Raw genomic sequence first — 21,394 nt, 5'->3', positions numbered from 1 at the left:
GGCGTGCTATACTGGCCTGACACGTAAACCATCGGGAGACTGACCAGATGCGCCCTTCGGAAGCTGTTAATACTTACCGTGATTTCATCCGGCAAACGGTTGCTGCGCATCGTGCTTCCAGCCCGCGTATATTTGGCTCCGTCCTGACCCAGGAAGATACCGAGGACAGCGATCTGGATATTCTGGTGGAGCCGACCCCGGAGACCAGCCTGCTCGACCTTGCCAAGATTGAGTGCGCCTTGCGCAAGAAACTGGGGGTCAAGGTGGATGTGCTGACGCCTGATTTCCTGTCGCCCAGCTTCCGCGATGAAGTGCTGAAAACTGCCGTCGCCATATGAAAACCAGCAAGAAAAACCTGCGCACGCCGGATTATTTGCGGCACATTCTGGACGCCATCCAGCAGATTGAAGCCTACACCAGCAGCATGGACTATCCGGCCTTTCAGGAAAGTCGCCTGATACTGGATGCGGTTGTGCGCAATATCGAGATCATTGGCGAAGCTGCCCGGAATATTTCTGAAAACGATCCGGCGTTTACGGAGCAACATGCCAATATTCCGTGGGAAGCCATGTACGCCATGCGGAACCGGCTGGCGCACGGTTATTTTGCGGTAGATGCCCGCACGGTGTGGCAGACGATTCAGGATGATCTGCCGGAATTGAAAGGGCAGATCAGCGGCGTGATGAAGGCGGATTAAATTCCTGCTTCCTGTAATTGTTCCAGCAGGAATATTAGTTCAGCCGCCAGCGAGTAATGCAAACTATCATCCTCCGCCAAAGTCAAATCCCGCTCCCCTGCGATAATTGTTTGTAGCTTGTTCAGAAAATTTTTATGTTCGCCCCATGATTCATCAACTAGCTCTGTATCAAGCAGCTGCTGGGCTTCCTCCATATCCCCCTGTTGTATTGCCCGTCTTACTGCCAAAGCCAAACATCCACCACTTTCATTGTTTTCTCCTCCGTCCCGTCTATACGCTAAATATGCCGTTAATGCCTGCCGCCAAGCCTGATGTGCTTCTTTCAAGTTGCCCATCTTTTCTTCTAGTCGATGTAATAATTCAAATGACTTCCAGATCAAAGCTTCATGTCCTTGATTTTCTCCCATGCCAATTGCCTTATTGGCCTCGGAATAAGCTTCACCATAATCCCCCATTTCGAACCACATCTCTGCCAAATGACTTCTAGCCAAACATTCTGCGCTTAATTCCCCGCAATCCGCATAAGCATTAGATGCTTGAAAATAAAAATCAATTGCTCGTCCAGGATTCCCTGCATCATTGTAAAGATTTCCAAGTTCATGCAAAGAATGTGCTTGACCGAGAACATTCTTTATTTTGGTTTCAATTTCCAGTGCTTTTCTATATGCCTTTTCCGCTTCTAAATACTTGCCCAAGTGCCTATAGACCATACCAATTTGATATATTATTTTTGCAGCAGGCTCACCAAGATCATTAAATATTAACAAGCATTCTTGATACAAAGATATAGCTGTTTCGTATTGATTTTTTGATAATTCAATATTTGCCAGATAGGATTTACTTATTGCAATACCTCTAAAATTTTGATTTTTTTCATCATACTCTAATGATTCCTTATAGGCTCTTTCTGCTTCACTAAAATATCCCACGAGAAAAAGACAATGACCCAGTTCAGATGTAATATTTTTTTGCATTTGTTGCGCGTCATCACCTAGCTCTCTAAATTGATTCTGCGCCGTTTTTAAAAATGAAAGAGCATCAGAGGGTTTGCCAATCATTCTCATTGCCTTTCCAACAAGAGCATTTGCCATTGCCAAATCATATTTAGCTTCATTATAAGCATCTTCCCCCTTGGCTTCACTCATTAACAATAGGGACATGGCATCTTCATACGCTTGAACCCATTGGCCAACGCTCTGTAAATATTCAATCTTCATACGTTCCTGCTGAAAACTCAAATGATTCCATTCTTTGAAATAACTTGCAGCAATGCTTCTCCATTTAGCAAAAACACCAATAACATCACCTTTATGGAAGTGATAAAATAAAGTTTCAATTTTTTGCACTTTTTCGAACAATAAAGAAGCAAAGCTTTCTTCTGTTTTTGCATTATCAGCTAAAATAGATAAGTATTTTATTAAATTAGCCATATCTAATTGAAGAAGATTAGATTGCAGTCTACTGTCTTGAAAGTGTTGTTCGTACAGAAAGTCCACAAAGACACCCATGGTATTCAGCCAACGATCCTGGTACTTTTGTCGAGTTTTAACGTCTGATTTTAAATCCAAGTATGGCGTCAAAGCAGGATCAAACTTAATATACCCATGCTCTCCTTCAATTTTAATTAAGCCAACATCTATTAGAGAGCCAGTAATAGTGAAAAATTGTTTTTCATCAAGTCCCATTACATCTTGAAGACTTATCCAGTGCCCTCCATCCTCAAACACGGCCAGCCCGGCAATCTGCTCGCGCACGTCCGGCGACAGCCGCCGCAGGGAGAGTTCCACGCTGGCGAACAGCGATAGTTCGCGCTGCCCCGGATGGCGTTGTTCCAGCTCCTGCATGATCGCCCGCACATTCGCGGTGGTGGCCGTCACCCCGCGCTGCGCCAGTTCCCGCGCCAGCAGCACCAGCGCCCGCGCATGGCCTTTTACCGCTTCCACCAGAGCATCCACTTCCTGCGGCGTATTGCCCTGATCATCATGGCGCAGGCTCAGCCCTTCGTTATTCATCACCTGCATCACCAGCGCCTTGGCGTCGCCCAGGCTCAATGCGCCGAGTTCGATTTCGCGGGCTTTGTGGTGGAATGGCTCCGGCAACGACTCACGGGTGGTGAAGAGGAGGCGAAGACCCTCACCCCCCAGCCCCCTCTCCCGCCAAGCGGTAGAGGGGGAGCCAGAGTCCGCGTTAGCCCCTCTCCCTCGGGGAGAGGGGTTGGGGTGAGGGTTCCCCAGCTTCGCCAGAAGCTGCAACACCGGTTGCGAATTGGTCGCATCCGCCAGCAACGATTCCATATTATCGACCACAACCAGCGTGTGGCTGTTTTCCAGTTCCCGCTGCACCAGTTGCAAAGCCTTATCGTCGCCGTGTTCAGCCACACTGAAATGTTCATGCACCAACTGTTTGCCCAGCACATCCAGCACCGCACGGTCATGCGTGTATTGTTCGACACTGACAAACGCGGCACGGTCAAACCGGCGACTGCGCACCAGCCAACGCGCCAGTTCCACCGCCAGCGTGGTCTTGCCCTGCCCACCCTGACCGCGAATCACGGCGTAGGGTTGCTGTTCCAGCAAACGCTCGGCTTTCAGCAGCTCACGGCTGCGCCCGATGAAGGTATGGCCTGGCGGCTCTGGCAGCCTGCCCAGTCGGGTTTGCTGTTGCCGCGCCTGCATGGCTTGCGCAGTCGCGGAGGGCAGCCACGTGAACAACTGCGGGTCGTGCTGCTCCTGATACAGGATCGGCACAAACCAGTCCTGCAAATGCAGGTCGCCCGCGCCGGGAATCGGCAGGCGGTAGGTGTTGCGCAGCAGCGTCTTTTGCCCCGCCAGCATCGCCGCGCCGACCCGCTGCCCCTGCGCCAGCGCCTGATAGAACGCGGTGACGAAACGCCGCGCGGTTTCCACCAACACGCTGTGGGTCATGGCGACCACCGAGGTCACGCCTTCCTCCAGCAGGCTGGCCGCGACCGAGGCATTCGGGTCGGCTTCGGCCTGCGCGGTCTGGCAGGCTTCCAGAAACACCAGCGGAATGCGGAAATCCTTCAGCAGTTTGGCCAGCTTGTCGGCGTGCACCAGCTCATTGCGCCGCGCTTCCAATTGGTTGGCGTCATTCGGATTCTCGAAACACAGCGCCCCCAGCCCGTACTGTTGGTCGTACACGCCATGCCCGTCAAAATGCAGCACGTCGTAAGCCATGCCCGCATCACGGGCGCGGTGCAGCTCCTGCTCCAGCGCCGCCAGCGTCGGCGGACTCAGCACCGTCAGTTGCACCAGATCGCCCAGGCTTTCCACCGCCTGCACCAGCGGCAAGGCGCTGGCGCGATGGTCGATGTAACCAACGCCGGGTTCCTCCGGGCGCGGACTCAGCAGCAGGATGCGGATCGGCAGTTCGGTAATGCTGGGCGGTTGCTGTTTGAAATTCGGCAGGCGGCGGCGAATGCGCACCGGATTCGCCCCGTCGCAGAGGTAAGCGTCATCGCGCAGCAATTCCCACGGCAGGCTTTGCAGGTGACTGGCGGCTTCGTTGGCGTTGGCTTGCGCGTCCTCACCGGTTTCCAGGATGCTGGCGTCGACTTGTACCGAAAAGCGCCGCTCAACTTCGCCGCGCACTTGTTGCCATGCGCTCAGCGGTTCGCGGCAGACGGCTTGCCCCAGACTGTCGGCGAACAGGGCTTTACCCCATTCCGGCAATTGCGCCTCGGTGCGCTCCGCCCGTTCGCGGAACAGGCCGACTGGCCAGCGGTAATATTCCTCCAGATACCAGCGCAGTTCGTCCTGCTCAATCTGGCCGATGGGCGCGGTGAAACGGAACGGGCGGCTTTCCACCGGGCGTTCCTTGCTGACATCGGTGGGAATGTAGGTTAATACTGCGCGGGCGCTGAGTTGTTCCGCGCCGTTAGCATCGCGGGTGAAGGTGGGTTCTGAGAGTTCCAGCAGCAGTTCGGCGATGGGTTTGTTGGCAATTTCCTGCTTTGGCGGCAGATCGTCGGGCAGGCGTTCGCCAAGGGCGGCGAGGATGCGCGGCATGGCTTCCTGCAACGAGCCAATATCCAGCTCGATTTTTTCACCTGCTGGTTCTTCGTCAAACCACATGCCCAAAGCAGCAGGCAGAATACCGGGCAATAATAGTGGGATGACCGTTATCCCTTCCTGCTCTGCCAGACGAACTTCCTTGCGTACCCACGATGAATTGACCGTATTGGCGCTGATCACCATCACTACATAGCGGGCAGTACGGATGGCTTCTGCAACCTCAGGCCAAAGTTTGTCGCCACCACGTAAATTACGTGAATCGACCCAAATATTGAGATGGTGGAGTTCCAGCTTTTCACACAATGCCTGGACGAATGCATCATCGGCAGCAGAGTGCGAAATAAAAACATGACGGGAATCTGCGCTCATAACAAGCCCTTTGCGCTGAGGTTTTCAACAGTATAGCAAAGGTTTGTTGATGGGACTGAACGCTCGTTTTGTTTACGCGCGGCACTCATCATCCAGTTTTCGAATCATCCGCCGGTTGTGCAGCCACAGCAACATACCCGCCCCCACGATCAGCCCAGTTCCCACAAAGAAATTCCATCCCAGCACATCATGGAACAGGAACACACTGAACAGCGTGGCAGCCACCACCTGCGCATTCAGCCACGGCGAAAGTTCTGACGCGGGCAGCAGGCTGTAAGCCTTGATCAGCAGGAAATGCCCGCTGGCGCCGAGCATCCCCATGCAAGCCAGCAGCAGCCACTGCCACGGTTCTGGCGTTTTCCACCACCAGTGAACGATGCAGCTCAGCACCACCGCCCCAACGATCGATGTATAAAACAGCGAAGTCCGGTGGTTATCGACAAGGGCAACCTTACGGGTCAGCAGAAAATAGAGCGCCAGCAGGAATGAGGCGAAAAACGCCAGCAGCAGCGCCGGTTCAAAGCTCTGGAAACCGGGGCGGATGATAACCAGCACCCCGCTGAAACCGGCAGCTACTGCGGCCAGATGGCGTGGCATGACCTTTTCCCCCAGCAACACACCCGCCAGCAAGGTGACCAGCACCGGTGAAAGGTACATCAGGGCAGTTGCCTCGGCCAGGCTGACGGTCTTGATGGCCATGTACAGTGAGGTATTGACGCCGACCATGCACAGGCCGCGCAACAGCTGGGTTTTGGGCGCGCGGGTGTGCACGAAATCCCGCTGGCCTTGCCACCAGAAAACCAGCGCCACCAGGATGCTGTGGAACAGGAAACGCGCCCAGGTCACCTGAAAGGTTGAAAAATCGCGCATCAGGATTTTCCCCAGCGAATCCATACCCGCCAGTATCGACGAAGCGGCAACGGTCAGGAGGATGGCAAGCAGGCCGGGGTTAATTTTCAAGTTTGCTTTGGGTCGTGATGGAAACGCCGCCTACTGCCCCAGCAATGCCTTCTTCAAACTGGCCTGTACTGGGTTATCCCCCAGCCAGATACCGAGAAATGCCTGCTTGAAGTCGGCTCCCGCAATGGTCGCTGTCTGCTTGCCGTTCTTGATAATGATGGTGCTGGAGGGGTTATAGACGAAATCGTAAACATCCCTCTCCTTGATTTCTGCTTTGAACACGGCGATCAGTTGTTCAATACGCGGCTGGATGTGTGGGTCGGAAGTGGATTTCTTGAAGCCTTCGCGCACCGCTTCTTCCATCTTGTCGCTGGTGATCATGCCGGAAGTGATTTCCAGCCGCATCGCCATCGGTTGGTCGGCAACGAGGATGGCGGCTGCATCGGTGCTTTTTCCCTGCAAATACAAACCAGCGGTGTAGAGGTTGAACATCAGCTTGGTGCGGATGCCCTTGCCATTCAGGGTCAGGGCTTGCCCGGCGAAGGTTTGCTGGGCGGGGAAGTTGTTGGCGTTGCCGTCGGCAAGCACAGCAAACGGCAACAGGCACAGCAGCGCCAGCCAGAATTTCAACAGGGTACGCATACCATCCTCCTCGTTTTTCTGTGGTGATAACCGCTTATCTATACCACTTTGGCCTTGCCCCTGCTAGCTGCTAGACTGTAATTCACCCCAAGCAAACCCTTGATAACAATAAAGCCATGAATACCGGAATCCTGATCTTCCTTTCCCTGCTCGGCGGCCTGTTGCTGTGGGGCATCTTGCTCTACAACCAGTTGGTCGTGCTGAAAAACAATACCGAAAAAGCCTGGAGCAACACCGATGTATTACTCAAGCAGCGCAACGCTGAACTGCCCAAGCTGGTGGCGGTGTGCAAGCAGCACATGCAATACGAACAAGCCACCCTGCAAAAGGTGATGGAAGCCCGCAGCCGCATTTCCACCGCGCTGGAAACCGGTAATATGGGGGCGTTGGGTACGGCGGAACGGGAACTGCGCATCGGCCTCGGCAACCTGTTTGCAGTGGCGGAAGCCTACCCTGAACTGAAAGCCAGTGATTCTTTCCAGCACCTGCGCGAACGTATTACCGGGCTGGAAGACAGTATTGCCGACCGGCGCGAGTTCTATAACGACTCTGCCGCCATCAACAATACCCGCATCGAACAGTTCCCCGATGTGGTCATCGCCAAGGCGTTCAGTTTCAAGCGTTTCCGCCTGATGAGCTTTGCTGCCGAGGAAACCCGTGATGTGGATGTGGCTGCGCACTTTACTTCCTGAGCTGAGCCTGACCGTCAGCCAGCCACAGCGTGACCGCGACGGGCTGGACTGGTATCAGGTGATGGATAACCAGCGCCTGGCGGTCGTGCGCCGGGGTGGGGTCATGAACTTGGCTGCCGCACCGGGTTTCGCCGTGGCATGGGTTGGCTTTGTTTACTGGTTGTACCGCTCTGCTGGGGAACCCTGGCTGCTGCTGTCTGCTACCCTCAGCCTGTTGTTTGCCCTTGGCCTGTTCCGCCGCTACCGCCTGATTGTCGATACGCCCACCTCCAGCCTCAGCAGCGGGGCACAAGGCTATGTGGAACTGCAAGGCGTGGCGGCGCTGCCGGAGGGTGAAGCCTCCCGTGGCTTGCCACACTTGCCGGTCACGGTATGGCTACCGGGTTATGTGGAAGACGAGCCGTTTGTGCTGGATGATGGGCAAGGCCGTTGCCTGCTGTACCCGCGCCAGGCCGAAATCGTCACCCGCCCCGGCGACACGCATTTTTCCTGGCTAAAAGCCATCTACCCCGGCCAGACCCTGTACGTATTAGGCGAGCTGCGCACCCAGCGTGTTGACAGCCAGGTGGTTGACCGGCGCGAACGGTTGGCAACCGTGCTGGCAAACTGGAAACATGACCGCCAGCAATTGCTGCAAAACTTCGACGCCAATGGCAACGGCCAGATTGATGCGGACGAATGGCAGCAAGTGCGGCAAGCAGCGGAACGCTGGGTGGCGGATGACATCCGCGAGCAGCAACGCACGCCCGCCACGCACGTGATGGATGGCGCGCGGGCTGGGCAGTTGTTCCTGATCACCAATATTCCCCCGGATGAATTGGCGCGGCATTACCGCTGGGCGGCGTTCCTGCACCTGTCTGCTTGGCTGGTGGTGCTGGCTGGCTTGCATCTGGCCTGACCGGCGTGGGTTCTTCTTTACAGTATTTTTATATGTATAGGACCAAAATCCGGGCGTACCTTCAATGGATCAAGTGTCATGAAAAGCAGTTTTCCCAGACTGTCTACCGGAGCCGGAAGCTTCCCTATCCACGGCAACGCCCATTTGGGTGCGGACAAGCGTAAATCTGCCTATCCTATTCCCATGCAAACCAGCCATGCCTCACGGAAAAAACTCGGCGCGCTGACCCTGGGCGCGCTTGGCGTTGTTTATGGCGACATCGGCACCAGCCCGCTGTATGCTTTCAAGGAAGCTTTTGCCCCAGTCCACGGCCTGCTTCCTACCCATGCCAATGTATTGGCGGCGTTGTCGGCGCTGTTCTGGGCGGTGACGCTGATTGTTTCCATCAAGTATGTGTGGCTGGTGCTGCGCTTCGACAACAAGGGCGAAGGCGGGGTGCTGGCCTTGCAGGCATTGGCGCACCGCCACACCCGCCGCACCCTGCCGCAATGGTCGAAAGTGGTCGCCGTCATCGGCGTGTTCGCCGCCGCGCTGTTTTACGGCGATGCCATGATCACCCCGGCGATTTCGGTGCTGTCAGCAGTGGAGGGGATGGAAGTGGCGGCCCCACACCTTGATCATCTGGTTATTCCCATCACGCTTGCGATCCTCATCAGTTTGTTCCTGATCCAGTCATTTGGCACAGCCCAGGTCGGCAGGTTGTTTGGGCCGCTGACCTTGCTGTGGTTTGTGGCCCTGGGTACGTTGGGGGTGGTTAACATCGTCCAGACACGGGGGTGTTACAGGCGCTTAACCCCTGGTATGCGCTGGAATTTACCCTGCACCACCCGGTCGCCGCTTTCATCTTACTGTCCGCAGTGTTCCTGGCCCTGACCGGGGGCGAGGCGCTGTATGCCGACATGGGGCATTTTGGTGCCAAGCCGATCCGGCTGGCGTGGTTCGGGCTGGTCAGCCCGTCGCTGTTGCTGAACTATTTTGGCCAGGGGGCGCTGGTCATGCGTGAGCCGGAAGCAGTGGCAAACCCGTTTTACCTGCTGGCTCCTGAAGCTGGCCTAGTTCCGCTGGTAATGCTGGCAACGGTGGCGACGGTGATTGCTTCCCAGGCAACCATTACTGGGGCATATTCGATCACCTTGCAGGCCATCCGCTTGGGCTATTTGCCGCGCATCCGCTTCCGCCATACCTCTGACACCGAGCGCGGGCAGGTGTATGTCCCCAGTGTCAACTGGCTGATGTTGCTGGGGGTGGTGTTGCTGGTGCTGGGCTTTGGTTCTTCCGGCGCGCTGGCGGCAGCTTACGGGATTGCGGTTTCCGGCACCATGATCATTACCAGCCTGCTGATTTTCGTGGTGGCGAAGGCGCGCCCCAACCAGCGGTTGCGCAGGCTGATTATAGGGGTGGTGCTGGCGTGTATCGGTTTTGAGGTTATGTTTTTCGCTTCCAACCTTGCCAAGATCGGGCATGGCGGTTGGTTCCCCGTGCTGTTCGGGATCGGCGTGTTCGTGCTGCTGACGACCTGGAAACGTGGCAGCGAACTGGTGGCAGAGCACCGCAAGAAAATCAACATGACCATCCGCCAGTTCACGGCCAACCCACCGGATGTACAGCGGGTGGCGGGGACGGCGGTTTATCTGGCTTCCAACCCCAACCTGGTTCCCAGCCGCCTGTTTTACAACATCCGCCATTACAAGGTGATGCACCAGCAGGTCATTTTCCTGCACGTTGATAATGAGGAAGTGCCTTACATCCCCGCGGATGAACGCCTGCATGTGGTAGGGTTGGCGCAAGGCATTTACACAGTCTCCGTAAGGTTTGGCTTCCGCGAGCAGCCGGATTTGTCTGCCGCCCTGGGTGGTACAGTGCGTTATCATTTGGAAATCCCGCCCGACGCCACCTTTTTTGTGGCGCGCACTTCCATTACCGGTTGTGAAGGTGTCCTGCCGCGTTGGCGTTGCCTGCTGTTTGGGTGGATGACGCGCCAGTCAGAAAGCACAGCCACTTATTTCAACCTGCCATCGGAACAGGTGGTGGAAATCGGTACACAAATCCGCTTGCAACCCCGTTGATATTCCCTCCGCAGTTTTTACCGCGCTTACTACAGCGCGTTTACACCTTTTTTATGGACTGGGTGACATGATTGCCATGATCGACAAGTTTCCCTGGCGAGGCATGAAGCTTGCCGGTTTGATGGGGTATGTCGCCCAGGCAAAGAGAAGATTGTCGACAATTTCAAAAAAACACTGATTCTGGGGCGCATTGTTAGCGCTGCCAACGCCACGGTGAGCAGTTTTTCGAGAGGTTTTATCCAGCAAACGGAGGAGTCATTTAATGGCATCAACACCCAACTGGGCCGCAATTGATAGCGACCCGCGCTTTCAGGCGTTACACCGGAAGAAGACCACCTTCCTGTGGAGCCTGATGATCATTTCAGTCGTGTATTATTTCCTGCTGCCGATCGGCGCTGCTTATTATCAGGATTTGTTCAAGACCAAAATCTGGGGGCCGGTCAATTTTGGCATCTTGTTCGCCCTGTCTGAGTTTGTGGTGGCGTGGACAATTGCCTACGTTTACACCCGCAAGGCCAACCGTGATTTCGATGCCATGTCGGCTGAAATCGTCAAAACCATCAAGTAAGAGGAAACGAGCATGAAGAAAACATTGTGGGGTTCCTTTGCCTTGCTGTCGACGCTGCTGGCGAGCCAGTCCGCGCTGGCGGAAGGCGGCGCGGTGGCGGATGAGTTCAAGTGGCTGACCTTCCTGGTGTTTGGTGCCATCATCGGCTTGACCATGTACGTCACGTACCGCGCGGCCAAACAGACCCATTCCGCGACCGACTTCTACGCTGCCGGGCGTTCCGTTACCGGCGTGCAGAACGGTTGGGCGATTGCGGGTGACTACCTGTCTGCGGCTTCCTTCCTGGGCATCGCTGGCCTGATTTCCCTGTACGGTTATGACGGCTTCATGTATTCCGTGGGCTGGCTGGTGGCGTATATCACCGTATTGCTGGTGATTGCCGAACCCTGCCGTAACATCGGTAAATACACGCTGGGCGACATTCTGGCGTTCCGTAACAACCCGAAAGCAGCCAAGATCGTGGCGGCGATTTCCACTGTTACGGTTTCCACTTTCTACCTTACGGCTCAGATGGTAGGCGGTGGCGTTCTGGTCAAAACCCTGATCGGTATCGACTATGAAGTTTCCGTTATTGTGGTAGGCATCCTGATGCTGACCTACGTGGTCTTCGGTGGCATGAAAGCAACCACCTGGGTGCAGATCATCAAGGCGATCCTGCTGGTGACGGCTTCCATCCTGCTGGTTATGTTTACCTGGGGTCATTATGGTTTCTCCTTCCCCGGCTTCCTGCAAGCAGTAGTAGATAACCCTGATGTACAGAAACAGGTGGCCAAACTGGTTGGTGATGCAGCTACCACCATGTCTCCGGCGGAGCTGGGTCAACGCTTCCTGGAACCGGGGCTGTACCTGAAAAATCCGATTGACCAGATTTCCTTAGGTATGGCACTGGTGCTGGGTACTGCGGGTATGCCGCACATCCTGATGCGCTTCTTCACCGTACCGACTGCGCAGGATGCACGTAAGTCCGTTATCTGGGCGATGGGTATCATCGGTGGTTTCTATGTGCTGACCTTGTTCCTGGGTTTGGGCGCTGCGATGAAAGTAACCCCTGCGGCTATCGCGGGTCTGGACAAGGGCGGCAATATGGCTGCTCCATTACTGGCACAGTTCGTTGGTGGCGGCCCTGAGTCCATGCTTGGCAACCTGTTCCTGGCCTTCGTTGCGGCGGTAGCGTTTGCCACTATCGTAGCGGTGGTTGCCGGTCTGGTGCTGGCTTCTGCTTCCGCCATGTCTCATGACCTGTATGTGGGCGTATTCCGTGGCGATCACGCGACAGCCAAAGAACAGATCACTGCTGCCCGTATCGCTACCGGTATCGTCGGTGCGCTGGCCATTTACGTCGGTATCGCGGCCAAGGGGCAAAACGTGGCGCACCTGGTGGCGCTGGCGTTCGCGGTGGCGGCGTCTTCCAACCTGCCAGCGGTGTTCCTGACCCTGTACTGGAAGAAGGCCAACACCTGGGGCATTGTTACCGGGATGCTGGTGGGTGCATTCTCCGCAATCTATCTGGTGATGATGTCCCCCAACATGACTTACCCGCTGGCCAAGATTGCTGATGCGAACAAGGTACTGGAGGGCGAGCCAGCCAAGGAAGCGGTGGAAGCTTCCCCGGCACAAGGTGGTTTCATGTGTGAACTGTTTGCTGGCGCTGACTGCAAGAAGGAAGTGAAAGCTTCCCCTGCCAAGGACGCCAAACCGGGTGCGCGCGCCAAGCTGGAAACAGCCAATGGCGAACTGGCTGGCCTGACCGATGAAGCGGCTGTTACCGCCAAGAAAAAGGAAATCGCCGGTCTGGAGAAATCCATCAAGGCTGCGGAAGACGACCTGAAGAAATTTGAAGGTCAGAAAACCAGCATGATGGGCCTGGAAAAGCCCTGGTTCCAGTTGAAGAACCCGGGTTTGATCTCCATCCCGTTGGGCTTCCTGGTCACGATCCTGCTCTCGCTGTTCACCCGTGACCGTCGCTCTGAAGAAATGTGGGATGAACTCTACGTGCGTCAGAACACCGGTATCGGTGCTGAAGCAGCGCACGCCCACTAAAGGGTTTACCTCCCCTGTGAAAAGCCCTCGCCTGGTGCGGGGGTTTTTCTTGTGAGGCGGGCGCAAGAGGGTGATCATGGCAACAGGTGGGTTGCCGAGGAATATGCTGATGAGCAACGCTGAGATACGGTTTTTGCGTTTGCAGCCCGGCAGCATCGTGGGCTGGCAAGCTTATGCGGTGGCTTGCCTGGCAACCTTGCTGGTCGCGGCGCTGACCTTCCCCTTCCATGACGATATGGGCAACGCCAACGTGGTCATGCTGTTCCTGCTGGAAGTGTTCCTGTGCGCATTGTGGTTGGGGCAGAAGCCTTCACTGGCGGCGGCGCTGCTGGCCGTTTTCCTATTCGATTTTTTCTTTGTCCCGCCCAAATATGCGCTGCTGACCAACAGCCTCAAATACAGCGTGATGCTGGTAGTGATGTTGCTGGTCGCCTTGCTGACCGGGCAACTGGCAGCGCGGCTACTGACCCAGAACCGGGAATTACTGGCCAGCGAGGAGCGCACCCGTTCACTGTACCGGATGGCGCGGGAACTGGCGGGCGCGGGCGACCTGGCACAGGTGGATGCCATCGCCGCCCATTACCCGGCCAATGCCGCCACCGCTTCCCTGCTGGACATTGCCCGCCAACGCCTGCATTACGCCGACCTGGCGCACGCCAGCCATTTGCAGGTGGAATCGGAGCGGCTGCGCAATTCCATCCTCTCATCGCTTTCCCACGACTTGCGTACCCCGCTGACGGCGCTGGTCGGCCTGACCGAAACCCTGAACCTGCAAGGTCAGGCGCTGTCACCTGCGCAGCAGGACATGGTGGAGGCGGTGCACGAACAATCCGTGCGCTTGGCGGGCATGGTGGGCAAACTGCTGGATTTGGCGCGCTTGTCTTCAGGTAAGCTGCGCTTGCGCAAGGAATGGCAGTCGCTGGCGGATGTCACTGGTACTGCACTGGATTTGTTGGAGCCTTCACTGGCAAGCCACCCGCTTACGGTCGCGATCCCGACAGATTTCCCCTTGCTCGAATTCGATGCCGTGCTGATGGAGCGGGTCATCGGCAATCTGGTGGAAAATGCCGCCAAATACACGCCAGCGGGCGCGCCCATTGAGCTGAGCGCTAGCGTCACTGAGGGGTGGGCAGACATCTGCGTCCGTGACCGTGGCCCCGGTTTCCCGGCGGACATGCTGGCAGACGGCCAGCCCATGGCAGCACGGGCCAAGGGTGGGTTGGGGCTGGCCATTTGCTCGGCCATCCTGAAAGCGCACAATACCGAACTGACACTGGAACAATGCTTGGGTGGCGGCGCGTGCGCCCGTTTTTCCCTGCCCCTGGGTAACCCCCGCCAACCTTGGATGAAGACGAAGAGCTGGAAGAGGAGTTTGTGCCATGAATGGCAATTCCGTACTGATTGTGGAAGATGAGCCGCGTATCCGCCAGTTCCTGCGCACCGCATTGGAAAGCGAAGGTTGCAAGGTGCTGGAAGCGCCCACGGTTGCCGGGGGGTTGGGGTTGGCGGGCGAATACCGCCCAAGTGCAGTCATTCTCGACCTGGGTTTGCCAGATGCTGACGGTCTTGAATTCATCCGTACCCTGCGCAGTTGGTCGGATGTGCCGGTGCTGGTGCTTTCCGCCCGTAACTTGGAAGCCGACAAGGTGGCAGCGCTGGACATGGGGGCGGATGATTACCTCGCCAAACCTTTCAGTGTGGCGGAACTGCTGGCGCGGCTGCGGGCATTGCGGCGGCGGCGCGAAAAGCGTAGCGAAGATACCCATGCCATCATCGAATTCAATGGCGTGGTGGTTGACCGCGCCAACCGCCTGATTACCTGTGACGGGGAAACCGTCCACCTGACCCCGCGCGAGTACCACCTGCTGACTGTCATGCTCGCCCAGCCGGGCAAAGTGTTGACCCAGCGGCAACTACTGCGCGAAGTGTGGGGGGCGGGGCATTCCGACGATGCGCATTACTTGCGGATTTACATGGGCAGGTTGCGGCAGAAACTGGAAGCTGACCCGGCCAGGCCACGGCATTTGCTGACGGAAACGGGGGTGGGGTATCGGTTTGTGCTGTGAGTGTTTTGTATTAAGTTAGGTGTGTTGCGTTTATTGCGTTTGTGATGGGCTTGGAGCAGTGAACGGAGGATATAGCCATGATGAGCAATGTATACCGTCAGCAATTCAAAGTTCGGTTTTGTAAAAATTCATAAGTTTTTGATAAATAAAGTATTATTGAAAATGGAAAAACCGAAAACTGAATTGCCGACGGTATATAGTCTTTTCATTTTAGTCAGCTACAATAGGACGGATGATCAACTTCCCCATCCTTCATCATGCCGACTTACTACTCTAAGGATCTCCGTGAACGTGTTGTTGCTGCCTATGACAAGAGCAAACATAAATCCCACGTTTGTGGGACGTTTTCCATAGCCCGCAGCACCCTGGACAAATGGTTGGCCCTGAGGGAAGAAACCGGCAGCCTCCAACCCCGGACACATCCCCGCCCTGGGCACAGCCATAAGGTGAAAGACGTTGAAGCTTTTCGGCAATGGGTGGAGAGCGAAACCCCGTTTGAACGCATCGAGGATTTGCTGCCACGCTTTGAAGCGCATTATGGCAAGGCCATTTCTTATCGTGGCCTGCATAAATGGCTGCAACGGATCGGTTGGAGCCATAAAAAAAACGTTCTTTCTACCAGCAAGCCAAACCGCTAGACCGCTGGGTTTTCCTGTGGCTACTTGGGCATCTGGAGAAAAAATACGGTCAGGATCATATCCTGTTTGCGGACGAGGCAGGATTCTACAGTACCGAACGCTATGAGTGGGGCTGGGCAAAAAAAGGGGAGCCTTGTGACATCCCCCGCCCTGGAGGCCGGGGACATAAACGCAACTGGATCAGCGCTATCCGCGCCTCTGATCAAAGCTGGCAAATGCCGTGGGTAGTGACCGGCAACATTAACCGGATGATTGTTGAACAATGGTTGGAAGCCTTGGGAAAATCGTTGCAGCAAGGTCAGGAAAAGCCCAAACCTTATGTGCTTGTCTGGGACAATGCGAGCTTCCATTTAGGCGGTGACCTGGAGGCGATTGCCATGAAATACCAGATTCGTATCATTCAGTTACCCGCTTATTCGCCTGATCTCAACCCCATCGAGCAATGCTGGGCAACCTTGAAACATTATGCGCGTCTGGCCATGGGAAAAGGTAGCACCCTGGACGACGCGATTGATTACGCATTCAACAGACAAAGTGTAGCCGACTAAAATGAAAAGACTATACCTGATGTCGTTGAACCTGTCCAACCAACAAATCGCCCGCGAATTGGGGTTGAACAAGGATGATGTTCAGGCGATGACGGAACAGTTACGGCGTGGTGTCGAGAAAAAAAACGCCAGTAAACCTGTTTGGGAATGTTGAATTTGATGAGGTTTATGTCAAGGCTGGACACAAGGGAAACCCCGAAGCCGTCGCGGATGCTGGGCGTGAAGGTCGCCGCCGCGCCCTGAAAGGTGCGCCGGGGCGTGGGACACTGGAAAAGGACAAACCACCCATTTTCGGCATGATCCAGCGTTCCGGGGAGGTCGTGATCCGTATGCTGGCGAATGTGAAACAGACGACGATCAAGCCGTTGATTGTGGAAACGGTGGCAGCAGGCACGCTGGTCTACACCGATGAGTACAACATTTACAGCCGATTGGAAGAATGGGGCTATGCCCACAAAACCGTCAACCATGGCGCAGGCGAATATGCCCGTGACGAAGATGGTGACGGTTTCCATGAAGTCCACGTCAATACGATGGAAGGTTTTTGGTCACTGTTACGCTCATGGTTACGACCTCATCGGGGGATCTCACAAGAAAAGCTACCGTGTTACCTTGCATTCTTCGAGTCTCTTCACAACATCAGGAAACGGGGGCAAGCTGCCTTACAGTCCTTGCTTTCGCTGCTGTTGGGATAAGACCCTGAAACGCATATTGAGCCTTTTAAGTTTTCAGGCCATTCGATATTCAGAACTGTCTATACATTCAATTTGCGTAAATACAAAGGCAAGCTTCCCTGCTTGCCTTTGTAGGTTGAATGCATCTACTTCTCCTCCAACTCCACCGCAATCGCCCCGCACGGACATTCCTCCGCACACAGCCCGCACCCCTTGCAGTAGTCGTAATTAAACTGGAACCGCTTGCCCGCCCCCAGCTTGATCACTGCGCTATCCGGGCACACGCCGTAGCAGGTATCACACTCGAAACAATTCCCACACGACAAACAACGCCGCGCCTCAAACAAGGCATTGCCCTCATCCAGCCCCCCCCACCACTTCGTCGAAGGTGGACTGGCGGCGAATGATGTCGAGCGTCGGGCGCACGGTCTTTTCCGCGTTGGCGTAATACCAGGTGTTGAGGCGCTCGAAGGTAGCCAGCTCATGCCTGGCCGCTGGCTGATAACGCTCGCTACATAGCCACGCATCAATCGCGCGCGCTGCCCTCTTGCCATGCCCGACCGCCATGGTCACGGTACGGTCATTGCCCGCCACCATGTCGCCCCCGGCAAACACGCTGTCATGGCTGGTCATCATCACCGCGTCGGTCTGCACGCTGTCCCACTTCGTTTCCAGATTGGGGATGCGCTCCAGCAGGCTCTGTTCCACGTTCTGCCCCAGCGCCAGCACCACCGAATCAGCGGGCAATTCCTCGAATTCGCCGGTCGGTTGCGGGAAACCTTTCTCGTCCAGCGCCATTTTCTCAATCGTGATACTGCCCTCCCCGGCCTCGGTGATGGTGGAAAGCCACTTCAGCTTCACGCCTTCCTCCAGCGCCTCCTTGGCCTCGAAATCGTGCGCGGGCATTTTTTCGCGGGTGCGGCGGTGTCTTTCACTCCACATATGATCGATGTTTTCTCTGATATACTGTCCAGCATGAAGCTATACCTTGACAACTGCTGCCTGCACCGGCCTTTCGATGATCAGGCCGAACCGCGTATTCATATGGAAGCAGAGGCGGTGAAAACCATGCGCAATAGCCTTGGCAGTGGTGGGCTTGATCCGTTTCATCCAGCAATACGACAAAGGCCAGGGCAACTACACGCTTGACCGTCAGACGTGGCAGCAATCCTATTCCGTTGACAGCCTGTTTGCCGCCATCAAGGGTTAATAACCGAAAATCACCAAGGATCAAACCCCGTTCTGCTGCAAATCCTTGATCCGCACCACCATCGACCGGTTCGGGTCAAACGGCGTGCCTTCAAATCCCCAGCTCCGGTAAAACGCGCGGACACCATCATCCAGCGGATGCGTGATCATGCAGGCGCAGCCAATCTGTTCGCTGATTTGCACAGCAGTCCTGAAAGCAAAGAACAGCAACGACTTCGCTAGCCCTTGCCCCTGATACTCCAGATCAACCGCCGGTTGCATTTATTTTTTCCATACTGGCGGCCAGACATTTCTTCGCAAGCATCGTCTTGTCTGGTGAAAAATGACAGCACATCAGCTATCATGGCCACATGATTACCGCCGTTATCGACACCAACGTCTTCATCTCAGCCTTGATGAAACCCGATACTTCACCAAGGCAAGTGTTACGCCGCTGCCTGATGGGGCAAGTCCAACCCCTGATAGGCAATGCGCTGTATCTTGAATACGAAGACATCATGGCGCGAGAAGACTTGTTTACAAGCTGCCCTACAACGATGGATGAGCGGGACAAACTGTTCAATGCATTCCTTTCCCGCTGCCAGTGGGTGAACATCTATTACCGTTGGCGGCCTAACCTGCAAGACGAAGCCGACAACCATTTGCTAGAACTCGCGGTGGCAGGCAACGCCCAATGGTTGGTGACAGGCAATATCCGCGATTTCCGGCAGCATGAATTGCAGTTCCCGGAAATTCAGGTCGTAACAGCGGCGGCATTTTTACAGACATTACAGGAGGCAAACTGATGGCTACCATGACAATCCGGCTACCCGACGATCAGCACACCCGCCTGAAAACCCTGGCGACTCGGCGTGGTGTCAGTCTGAATAAACTGTTTGAGGAATTCGCCACCCGCATTCTCACGGAAACGGATGCTGAAACCCGTTTTCGGCTACGGGCGGCGCGTGGCGATGTCGAGGAAGGATTGGCGGTTCTGGATAAGCTGGACAAGCACTATGCGGAGTGATGGGAAACGGCGGATACTGGAAGAAGCTCTTGTCATGTAACAGAATGCAACCTTTGCGCGCCTTCTGTCACAATTCGTTGCGCCCAATCCGGTTTCATCTTCATATCTGCCGCCCATTCCAGGTACAAGGCAGGCCGCGTCAGCATGTCTTCCAGTGATGTCCGTAAGGCTTTGCGGGGAACGCTGCCGTATTGCCGTTCGGCTTCCTGCCATGCTGCTGGCGGGATTTCGCCCCATGCCAGAGTCATTGCAACCAGATCGAACACATCCTTGAATGGCGGGGCAAGCGCCCGGTCGGCGTTTGCCAGCAGTTTGGTCATGAAACAGGATTCGCGTGACAGGTAAGGCAGCGGGAACAGGTTCGGGTCAGCACCCGCCACCAACCGGTATTCATCGCAACTAACGATTCCCAGTTTGACCAGTGTGTTGCCCAGCTTGAGAAAGGTGCGGACAGCATAACGGTCGGCGCGAATCTCGCGCACATATTCAAACTCCTGCCTGACCAACGCGCCGAGGGAGGTATTCGTTACCTGCTCACGCACTGCCCGGTAGGCATCCTTGTTGGGACACAGAGAATCAATATCGACAGATTCGCGGTACTCATCCAGTTCCAAGGCAATGCGGGTTCCGCCACCAAAACAAATATTGTGTTGGGTGAAAAAGCTCGCGTCGAATGTAAGCGCCGTTAAATCGCCCTACTTGCCCTTGTCAAAAAAAGGGACTTTTTTCGCACATTTCTCCAGCGGCACATTCCATGGCAGGAGGGCCTCCCATTTTTCCAGGGTGTCGGCCTGGGCGATATGCTCCAGCAGATAGCGGATATAGGCATACGGTTCGAGGCCGTTGGCCTTGGCGGTTTCAATCAGGGAATAACAGGCGGCGCTGGCGCGCGCGCCATGCGGGGTGTCGGCAAACAGCCAGGCTTTGCGGCCCACGGCAAAGGGACGGATGGCGTTCTCCGCCAGCACATTGCTGATATGCAGGTCGCCGCGTTGGCAGTAGCCACTCAGGTATTCCCACTGGTTGAGGCAGTATTCCATCGCCTTGCGGGTGAGGCCGCCTTTCATCACCTTGCCGACCTGCGTTTCCAGCCAGGTTTTCAGTTCGTTGAGCAGGGGCACGCTCAACTGCTGGCGCAGGCGGTATTTCTCCGCCGTGTCCAGGCCCTTGATGTTGTCCTCGATGCGGTAGAGCCTGCGGATCATGCCCAGGGCAATATCCGCCAGGGTGGGTTTGCCACGGGCCTGTTTGCCGCCCGCCGCCTTGACGGCCTCCACGAACTTGCGGCGGGCATGGTCCCAGCAGCCAATGCGGGTGATGGCGTTGTTGCGGCACACGGCGGCGTAACCGGAATAGCCGTCGGCCTGGAAAATGCCGTGGAAGTCCATCAGTAGGCGTTCGGGGACGCTCCCCGCCCGGCTGGGGTCGTATTCAAACAAGACCGCCACCTGGTTCGGCGGGCCGCCCCGCACCACCCACATCCATTTGTCGGCCTGGGCGGTTTTGCCGTCCTCCTTCAGCACCTGGATGCGGGTTTCATCGCCTTGCAGGTAAGCGCCGCTGTTCTGGGGTTTCGCGCAGCAGGTTGAGCAGGGGTTTGAAGCTGTCCTCCAGACGGATGATCCAGTGGGCCATGCTGCTGCGGCTGAGTTCCGCGCCGTGGCGTTTGAAAATGCCCTCCAGGCGGTACAGGGGCAGGCCATCGGCGTATTTGGCGATGATGACCTGCGTCAGCAGGTTGAGGCTGGCATGGCATTTGCCCAACGGATGGGCGGACGGGCGGCGGCGACCAGCGTTGGCCCGCCATCTGCCGTTGCCGGGGCGGGATCCTGGCTGGCCCCGGCGGCAAACACGGCTTTTCCTGCCAGTATTCCAGCACCACCAGTTGCGCCGGGTGTAGTCCAGCTCTTCCTTGACCTTGGTGAAAAACGTGCGGGTCGCCCCGGCTTTTTCCGCATCACCCAACAACAGCTCCACCCGTTGGCGCTTCAGCCCGGGCGGGAAGCCGCGCTGGCGTTGGCTGGGGCGGGGCCTGGCGGGTTCCGCCTCCGGCAGTCGTCCGGCGATGTCCTCCAGCGCGGTTGCCAACTCGGCTTCATCAAACAGGTCAATCTGGAAGGGGAGCTTTTCAGACTGGGCGCTAAACCGCTGTATTTTGGCCAGGCGCAGCATTTCTTCCAGGAGCTGGATATGGTGGTCACGCTGTTTCAGGACGGCGGCAAATTCCGCCTCTTGCTGCGCCAGCAACTGGCGCAGGCGGGCAGCGTCCAGGTCGCTATGGGATGTGGTTTTGGGGGCTGGCGGCGGTGCTAAATCCATGGGTTAAATGATAACAAATCATCAGGAT

The 21,394-nt window shown here is 56.1% G+C and carries 20 protein-coding genes and 3 pseudogenes; 15 read left to right on the top strand and 8 right to left on the bottom strand.

Translation table 11 applies throughout. From position 1 onward, the window contains the following. The first annotated feature begins 47 nt into the window (after positions 1 to 47). Positions 48 to 338 carry a nucleotidyltransferase family protein gene (locus tag THINI_RS12370; protein WP_002708907.1) on the top strand — a complete coding sequence of 97 codons (291 nt, stop codon included), beginning with the start codon at positions 48 to 50 and terminating at the stop codon, positions 336 to 338. Next, positions 335 to 697 (top strand): HepT-like ribonuclease domain-containing protein, encoded by a 363-nt coding sequence (locus THINI_RS12365; protein ID WP_002708906.1) that lies wholly within the window; start codon positions 335 to 337, stop codon positions 695 to 697. The genes THINI_RS12370 and THINI_RS12365 overlap by 4 nt, the downstream gene beginning before the upstream one ends. On the opposite strand, the gene THINI_RS12360 is transcribed toward THINI_RS12365, so the two are convergent. The 3 genes from THINI_RS12360 to THINI_RS12350 form a co-directional block, all read right to left on the bottom strand. Then, entirely contained in the window at positions 694 to 5,100 is a 4,407-nt protein-coding gene (locus THINI_RS12360; protein WP_002708905.1) for a CHAT domain-containing protein, read from the bottom strand. The genes THINI_RS12365 and THINI_RS12360 overlap by 4 nt on opposite strands. Positions 5,101 to 5,172: 72 nt before the next feature. Next, positions 5,173 to 6,060, bottom strand: a complete 888-nt coding sequence (locus tag THINI_RS12355; protein ID WP_002708904.1) for a DMT family transporter — start codon at positions 6,058 to 6,060, stop codon at positions 5,173 to 5,175. 30 nt (positions 6,061 to 6,090) lie between these two features. Then, the gene (locus THINI_RS12350) at positions 6,091 to 6,642 is read right to left on the bottom strand and encodes a chalcone isomerase family protein (protein ID WP_002708903.1); all 552 of its coding nucleotides are present in this window, start codon (positions 6,640 to 6,642) and stop codon (positions 6,091 to 6,093) included. 116 nt (positions 6,643 to 6,758) lie between these two features. Between THINI_RS12350 and THINI_RS12345 the strand changes: the two genes are divergently transcribed. From THINI_RS12345 to THINI_RS12300, 11 genes and pseudogenes are all read left to right on the top strand, one after another. Further along, positions 6,759 to 7,334: a LemA family protein gene (locus THINI_RS12345; protein ID WP_002708902.1), complete on the top strand. Its 576-nt coding sequence runs from the start codon at positions 6,759 to 6,761 to the stop codon at positions 7,332 to 7,334. After that, positions 7,303 to 8,232, top strand: a complete 930-nt coding sequence (locus THINI_RS12340) for an EF-hand domain-containing protein (RefSeq protein ID WP_002708901.1) — start codon at positions 7,303 to 7,305, stop codon at positions 8,230 to 8,232. The genes THINI_RS12345 and THINI_RS12340 overlap by 32 nt, the downstream gene beginning before the upstream one ends. Before the next feature lie 78 nt (positions 8,233 to 8,310). Further along, a pseudogene (locus tag THINI_RS27320) lies at positions 8,311 to 9,761 on the top strand (KUP/HAK/KT family potassium transporter); the annotation flags it as partial. Between the two features lie 36 nt (positions 9,762 to 9,797). Next, positions 9,798 to 10,298 (top strand): KUP/HAK/KT family potassium transporter, encoded by a 501-nt coding sequence (locus THINI_RS27315; RefSeq protein WP_425358297.1) that lies wholly within the window; start codon positions 9,798 to 9,800, stop codon positions 10,296 to 10,298. 262 nt (positions 10,299 to 10,560) lie between these two features. Further along, the gene (locus THINI_RS12330) at positions 10,561 to 10,866 is read left to right on the top strand and encodes a DUF485 domain-containing protein (RefSeq protein WP_002708899.1); all 306 of its coding nucleotides are present in this window, start codon (positions 10,561 to 10,563) and stop codon (positions 10,864 to 10,866) included. A 12-nt stretch (positions 10,867 to 10,878) separates the two neighbouring features. Then, positions 10,879 to 12,906, top strand: coding sequence for a solute symporter family protein (locus tag THINI_RS12325; RefSeq protein ID WP_002708898.1), 2,028 nt, complete (start codon positions 10,879 to 10,881; stop codon positions 12,904 to 12,906). A gap of 109 nt (positions 12,907 to 13,015) precedes the next feature. Beyond that, complete coding sequence (locus THINI_RS12320; protein ID WP_040839422.1) at positions 13,016 to 14,320, top strand: DUF4118 domain-containing protein; 1,305 nt, start codon at positions 13,016 to 13,018, stop codon at positions 14,318 to 14,320. Then, a complete protein-coding gene (locus THINI_RS12315) occupies positions 14,286 to 14,972 on the top strand; it encodes a response regulator (RefSeq protein ID WP_002708896.1) in 687 nt (228 codons plus the stop codon). The genes THINI_RS12320 and THINI_RS12315 overlap by 35 nt, the downstream gene beginning before the upstream one ends. A gap of 257 nt (positions 14,973 to 15,229) precedes the next feature. After that, entirely contained in the window at positions 15,230 to 15,610 is a 381-nt protein-coding gene (locus THINI_RS26615) for a helix-turn-helix domain-containing protein (RefSeq protein ID WP_040838909.1), read from the top strand. 14 nt (positions 15,611 to 15,624) lie between these two features. Then, complete coding sequence (locus tag THINI_RS26610; protein WP_081485729.1) at positions 15,625 to 16,158, top strand: IS630 family transposase; 534 nt, start codon at positions 15,625 to 15,627, stop codon at positions 16,156 to 16,158. 10 nt (positions 16,159 to 16,168) lie between these two features. After that, positions 16,169 to 16,853 (top strand): annotated as a pseudogene (locus THINI_RS12300) (IS1595 family transposase); the annotation flags it as partial. Between the two features lie 125 nt (positions 16,854 to 16,978). On the opposite strand, the gene THINI_RS26025 reads toward THINI_RS12300, so the two are convergent. The 3 genes from THINI_RS26025 to THINI_RS12290 form a co-directional block, all read right to left on the bottom strand. Next, positions 16,979 to 17,098, bottom strand: a complete 120-nt coding sequence (locus tag THINI_RS26025; protein WP_245536694.1) for a 4Fe-4S binding protein — start codon at positions 17,096 to 17,098, stop codon at positions 16,979 to 16,981. Between the two features lie 91 nt (positions 17,099 to 17,189). Then, positions 17,190 to 17,774: an FAD-dependent oxidoreductase gene (locus THINI_RS12295; RefSeq protein ID WP_211206979.1), complete on the bottom strand. Its 585-nt coding sequence runs from the start codon at positions 17,772 to 17,774 to the stop codon at positions 17,190 to 17,192. 288 nt (positions 17,775 to 18,062) lie between these two features. Continuing rightward, complete coding sequence (locus tag THINI_RS12290; RefSeq protein WP_002708895.1) at positions 18,063 to 18,302, bottom strand: GNAT family N-acetyltransferase; 240 nt, start codon at positions 18,300 to 18,302, stop codon at positions 18,063 to 18,065. 89 nt (positions 18,303 to 18,391) lie between these two features. Here THINI_RS12290 and THINI_RS12285 point away from each other — a divergent pair, with 89 nt between their 5' ends. Continuing rightward, positions 18,392 to 18,826 carry a putative toxin-antitoxin system toxin component, PIN family gene (locus THINI_RS12285; RefSeq protein ID WP_002708894.1) on the top strand — a complete coding sequence of 145 codons (435 nt, stop codon included), beginning with the start codon at positions 18,392 to 18,394 and terminating at the stop codon, positions 18,824 to 18,826. Further along, the gene (locus tag THINI_RS12280; RefSeq protein ID WP_002708893.1) at positions 18,826 to 19,047 is read left to right on the top strand and encodes a toxin-antitoxin system HicB family antitoxin; all 222 of its coding nucleotides are present in this window, start codon (positions 18,826 to 18,828) and stop codon (positions 19,045 to 19,047) included. The genes THINI_RS12285 and THINI_RS12280 overlap by 1 nt, the downstream gene beginning before the upstream one ends. Positions 19,048 to 19,079: 32 nt before the next feature. Here the strand turns inward: THINI_RS12280 and THINI_RS12275 are convergent, their stop codons facing one another. Together THINI_RS12275 and tnpC are read right to left on the bottom strand one after the other, a co-directional pair. After that, entirely contained in the window at positions 19,080 to 19,691 is a 612-nt protein-coding gene (locus tag THINI_RS12275; protein ID WP_081485841.1) for a nucleotidyl transferase AbiEii/AbiGii toxin family protein, read from the bottom strand. Positions 19,692 to 19,742: 51 nt separating this feature from the next. Beyond that, positions 19,743 to 21,366 (bottom strand): annotated as a pseudogene (tnpC, locus tag THINI_RS12270) (IS66 family transposase). Between the last annotated feature and the right edge of the window lie 28 nt (positions 21,367 to 21,394).

The organism is Thiothrix nivea DSM 5205, from assembly GCF_000260135.1.
Classification (GTDB): Bacteria; Pseudomonadota; Gammaproteobacteria; order Thiotrichales; family Thiotrichaceae; genus Thiothrix; species Thiothrix nivea.
Note: the sequence above shows the minus strand (reverse complement) of the source record. Positions and strands in the feature narration are given on the sequence as shown.

What these genes read in the sequence shown, in the direction of transcription:
- THINI_RS12370 (WP_002708907.1), top strand. Translation starts at nt 48, where the DNA reads ATGCGCCCTTCGGAAGCTGTTAATACTTACCGTGATTTCATCCGGCAA.
- THINI_RS12365 (WP_002708906.1), top strand. Translation starts at nt 335, where the DNA reads ATGAAAACCAGCAAGAAAAACCTGCGCACGCCGGATTATTTGCGGCAC.
- THINI_RS12360 (WP_002708905.1), bottom strand. Translation starts at nt 5,100, where the DNA reads ATGAGCGCAGATTCCCGTCATGTTTTTATTTCGCACTCTGCTGCCGAT.
- THINI_RS12350 (WP_002708903.1), bottom strand. Translation starts at nt 6,642, where the DNA reads ATGCGTACCCTGTTGAAATTCTGGCTGGCGCTGCTGTGCCTGTTGCCG.
- THINI_RS12345 (WP_002708902.1), top strand. Translation starts at nt 6,759, where the DNA reads ATGAATACCGGAATCCTGATCTTCCTTTCCCTGCTCGGCGGCCTGTTG.
- THINI_RS12340 (WP_002708901.1), top strand. Translation starts at nt 7,303, where the DNA reads ATGTGGATGTGGCTGCGCACTTTACTTCCTGAGCTGAGCCTGACCGTC.
- THINI_RS27315 (WP_425358297.1), top strand. Translation starts at nt 9,798, where the DNA reads ATGACCATCCGCCAGTTCACGGCCAACCCACCGGATGTACAGCGGGTG.
- THINI_RS12330 (WP_002708899.1), top strand. Translation starts at nt 10,561, where the DNA reads ATGGCATCAACACCCAACTGGGCCGCAATTGATAGCGACCCGCGCTTT.
- THINI_RS12325 (WP_002708898.1), top strand. Translation starts at nt 10,879, where the DNA reads ATGAAGAAAACATTGTGGGGTTCCTTTGCCTTGCTGTCGACGCTGCTG.
- THINI_RS12320 (WP_040839422.1), top strand. Translation starts at nt 13,016, where the DNA reads ATGAGCAACGCTGAGATACGGTTTTTGCGTTTGCAGCCCGGCAGCATC.
- THINI_RS12315 (WP_002708896.1), top strand. Translation starts at nt 14,286, where the DNA reads ATGAATGGCAATTCCGTACTGATTGTGGAAGATGAGCCGCGTATCCGC.
- THINI_RS26615 (WP_040838909.1), top strand. Translation starts at nt 15,230, where the DNA reads ATGCCGACTTACTACTCTAAGGATCTCCGTGAACGTGTTGTTGCTGCC.
- THINI_RS12295 (WP_211206979.1), bottom strand. Translation starts at nt 17,774, where the DNA reads ATGTGGAGTGAAAGACACCGCCGCACCCGCGAAAAAATGCCCGCGCAC.
- THINI_RS12290 (WP_002708895.1), bottom strand. Translation starts at nt 18,302, where the DNA reads ATGCAACCGGCGGTTGATCTGGAGTATCAGGGGCAAGGGCTAGCGAAG.
- THINI_RS12285 (WP_002708894.1), top strand. Translation starts at nt 18,392, where the DNA reads ATGATTACCGCCGTTATCGACACCAACGTCTTCATCTCAGCCTTGATG.
- THINI_RS12280 (WP_002708893.1), top strand. Translation starts at nt 18,826, where the DNA reads ATGGCTACCATGACAATCCGGCTACCCGACGATCAGCACACCCGCCTG.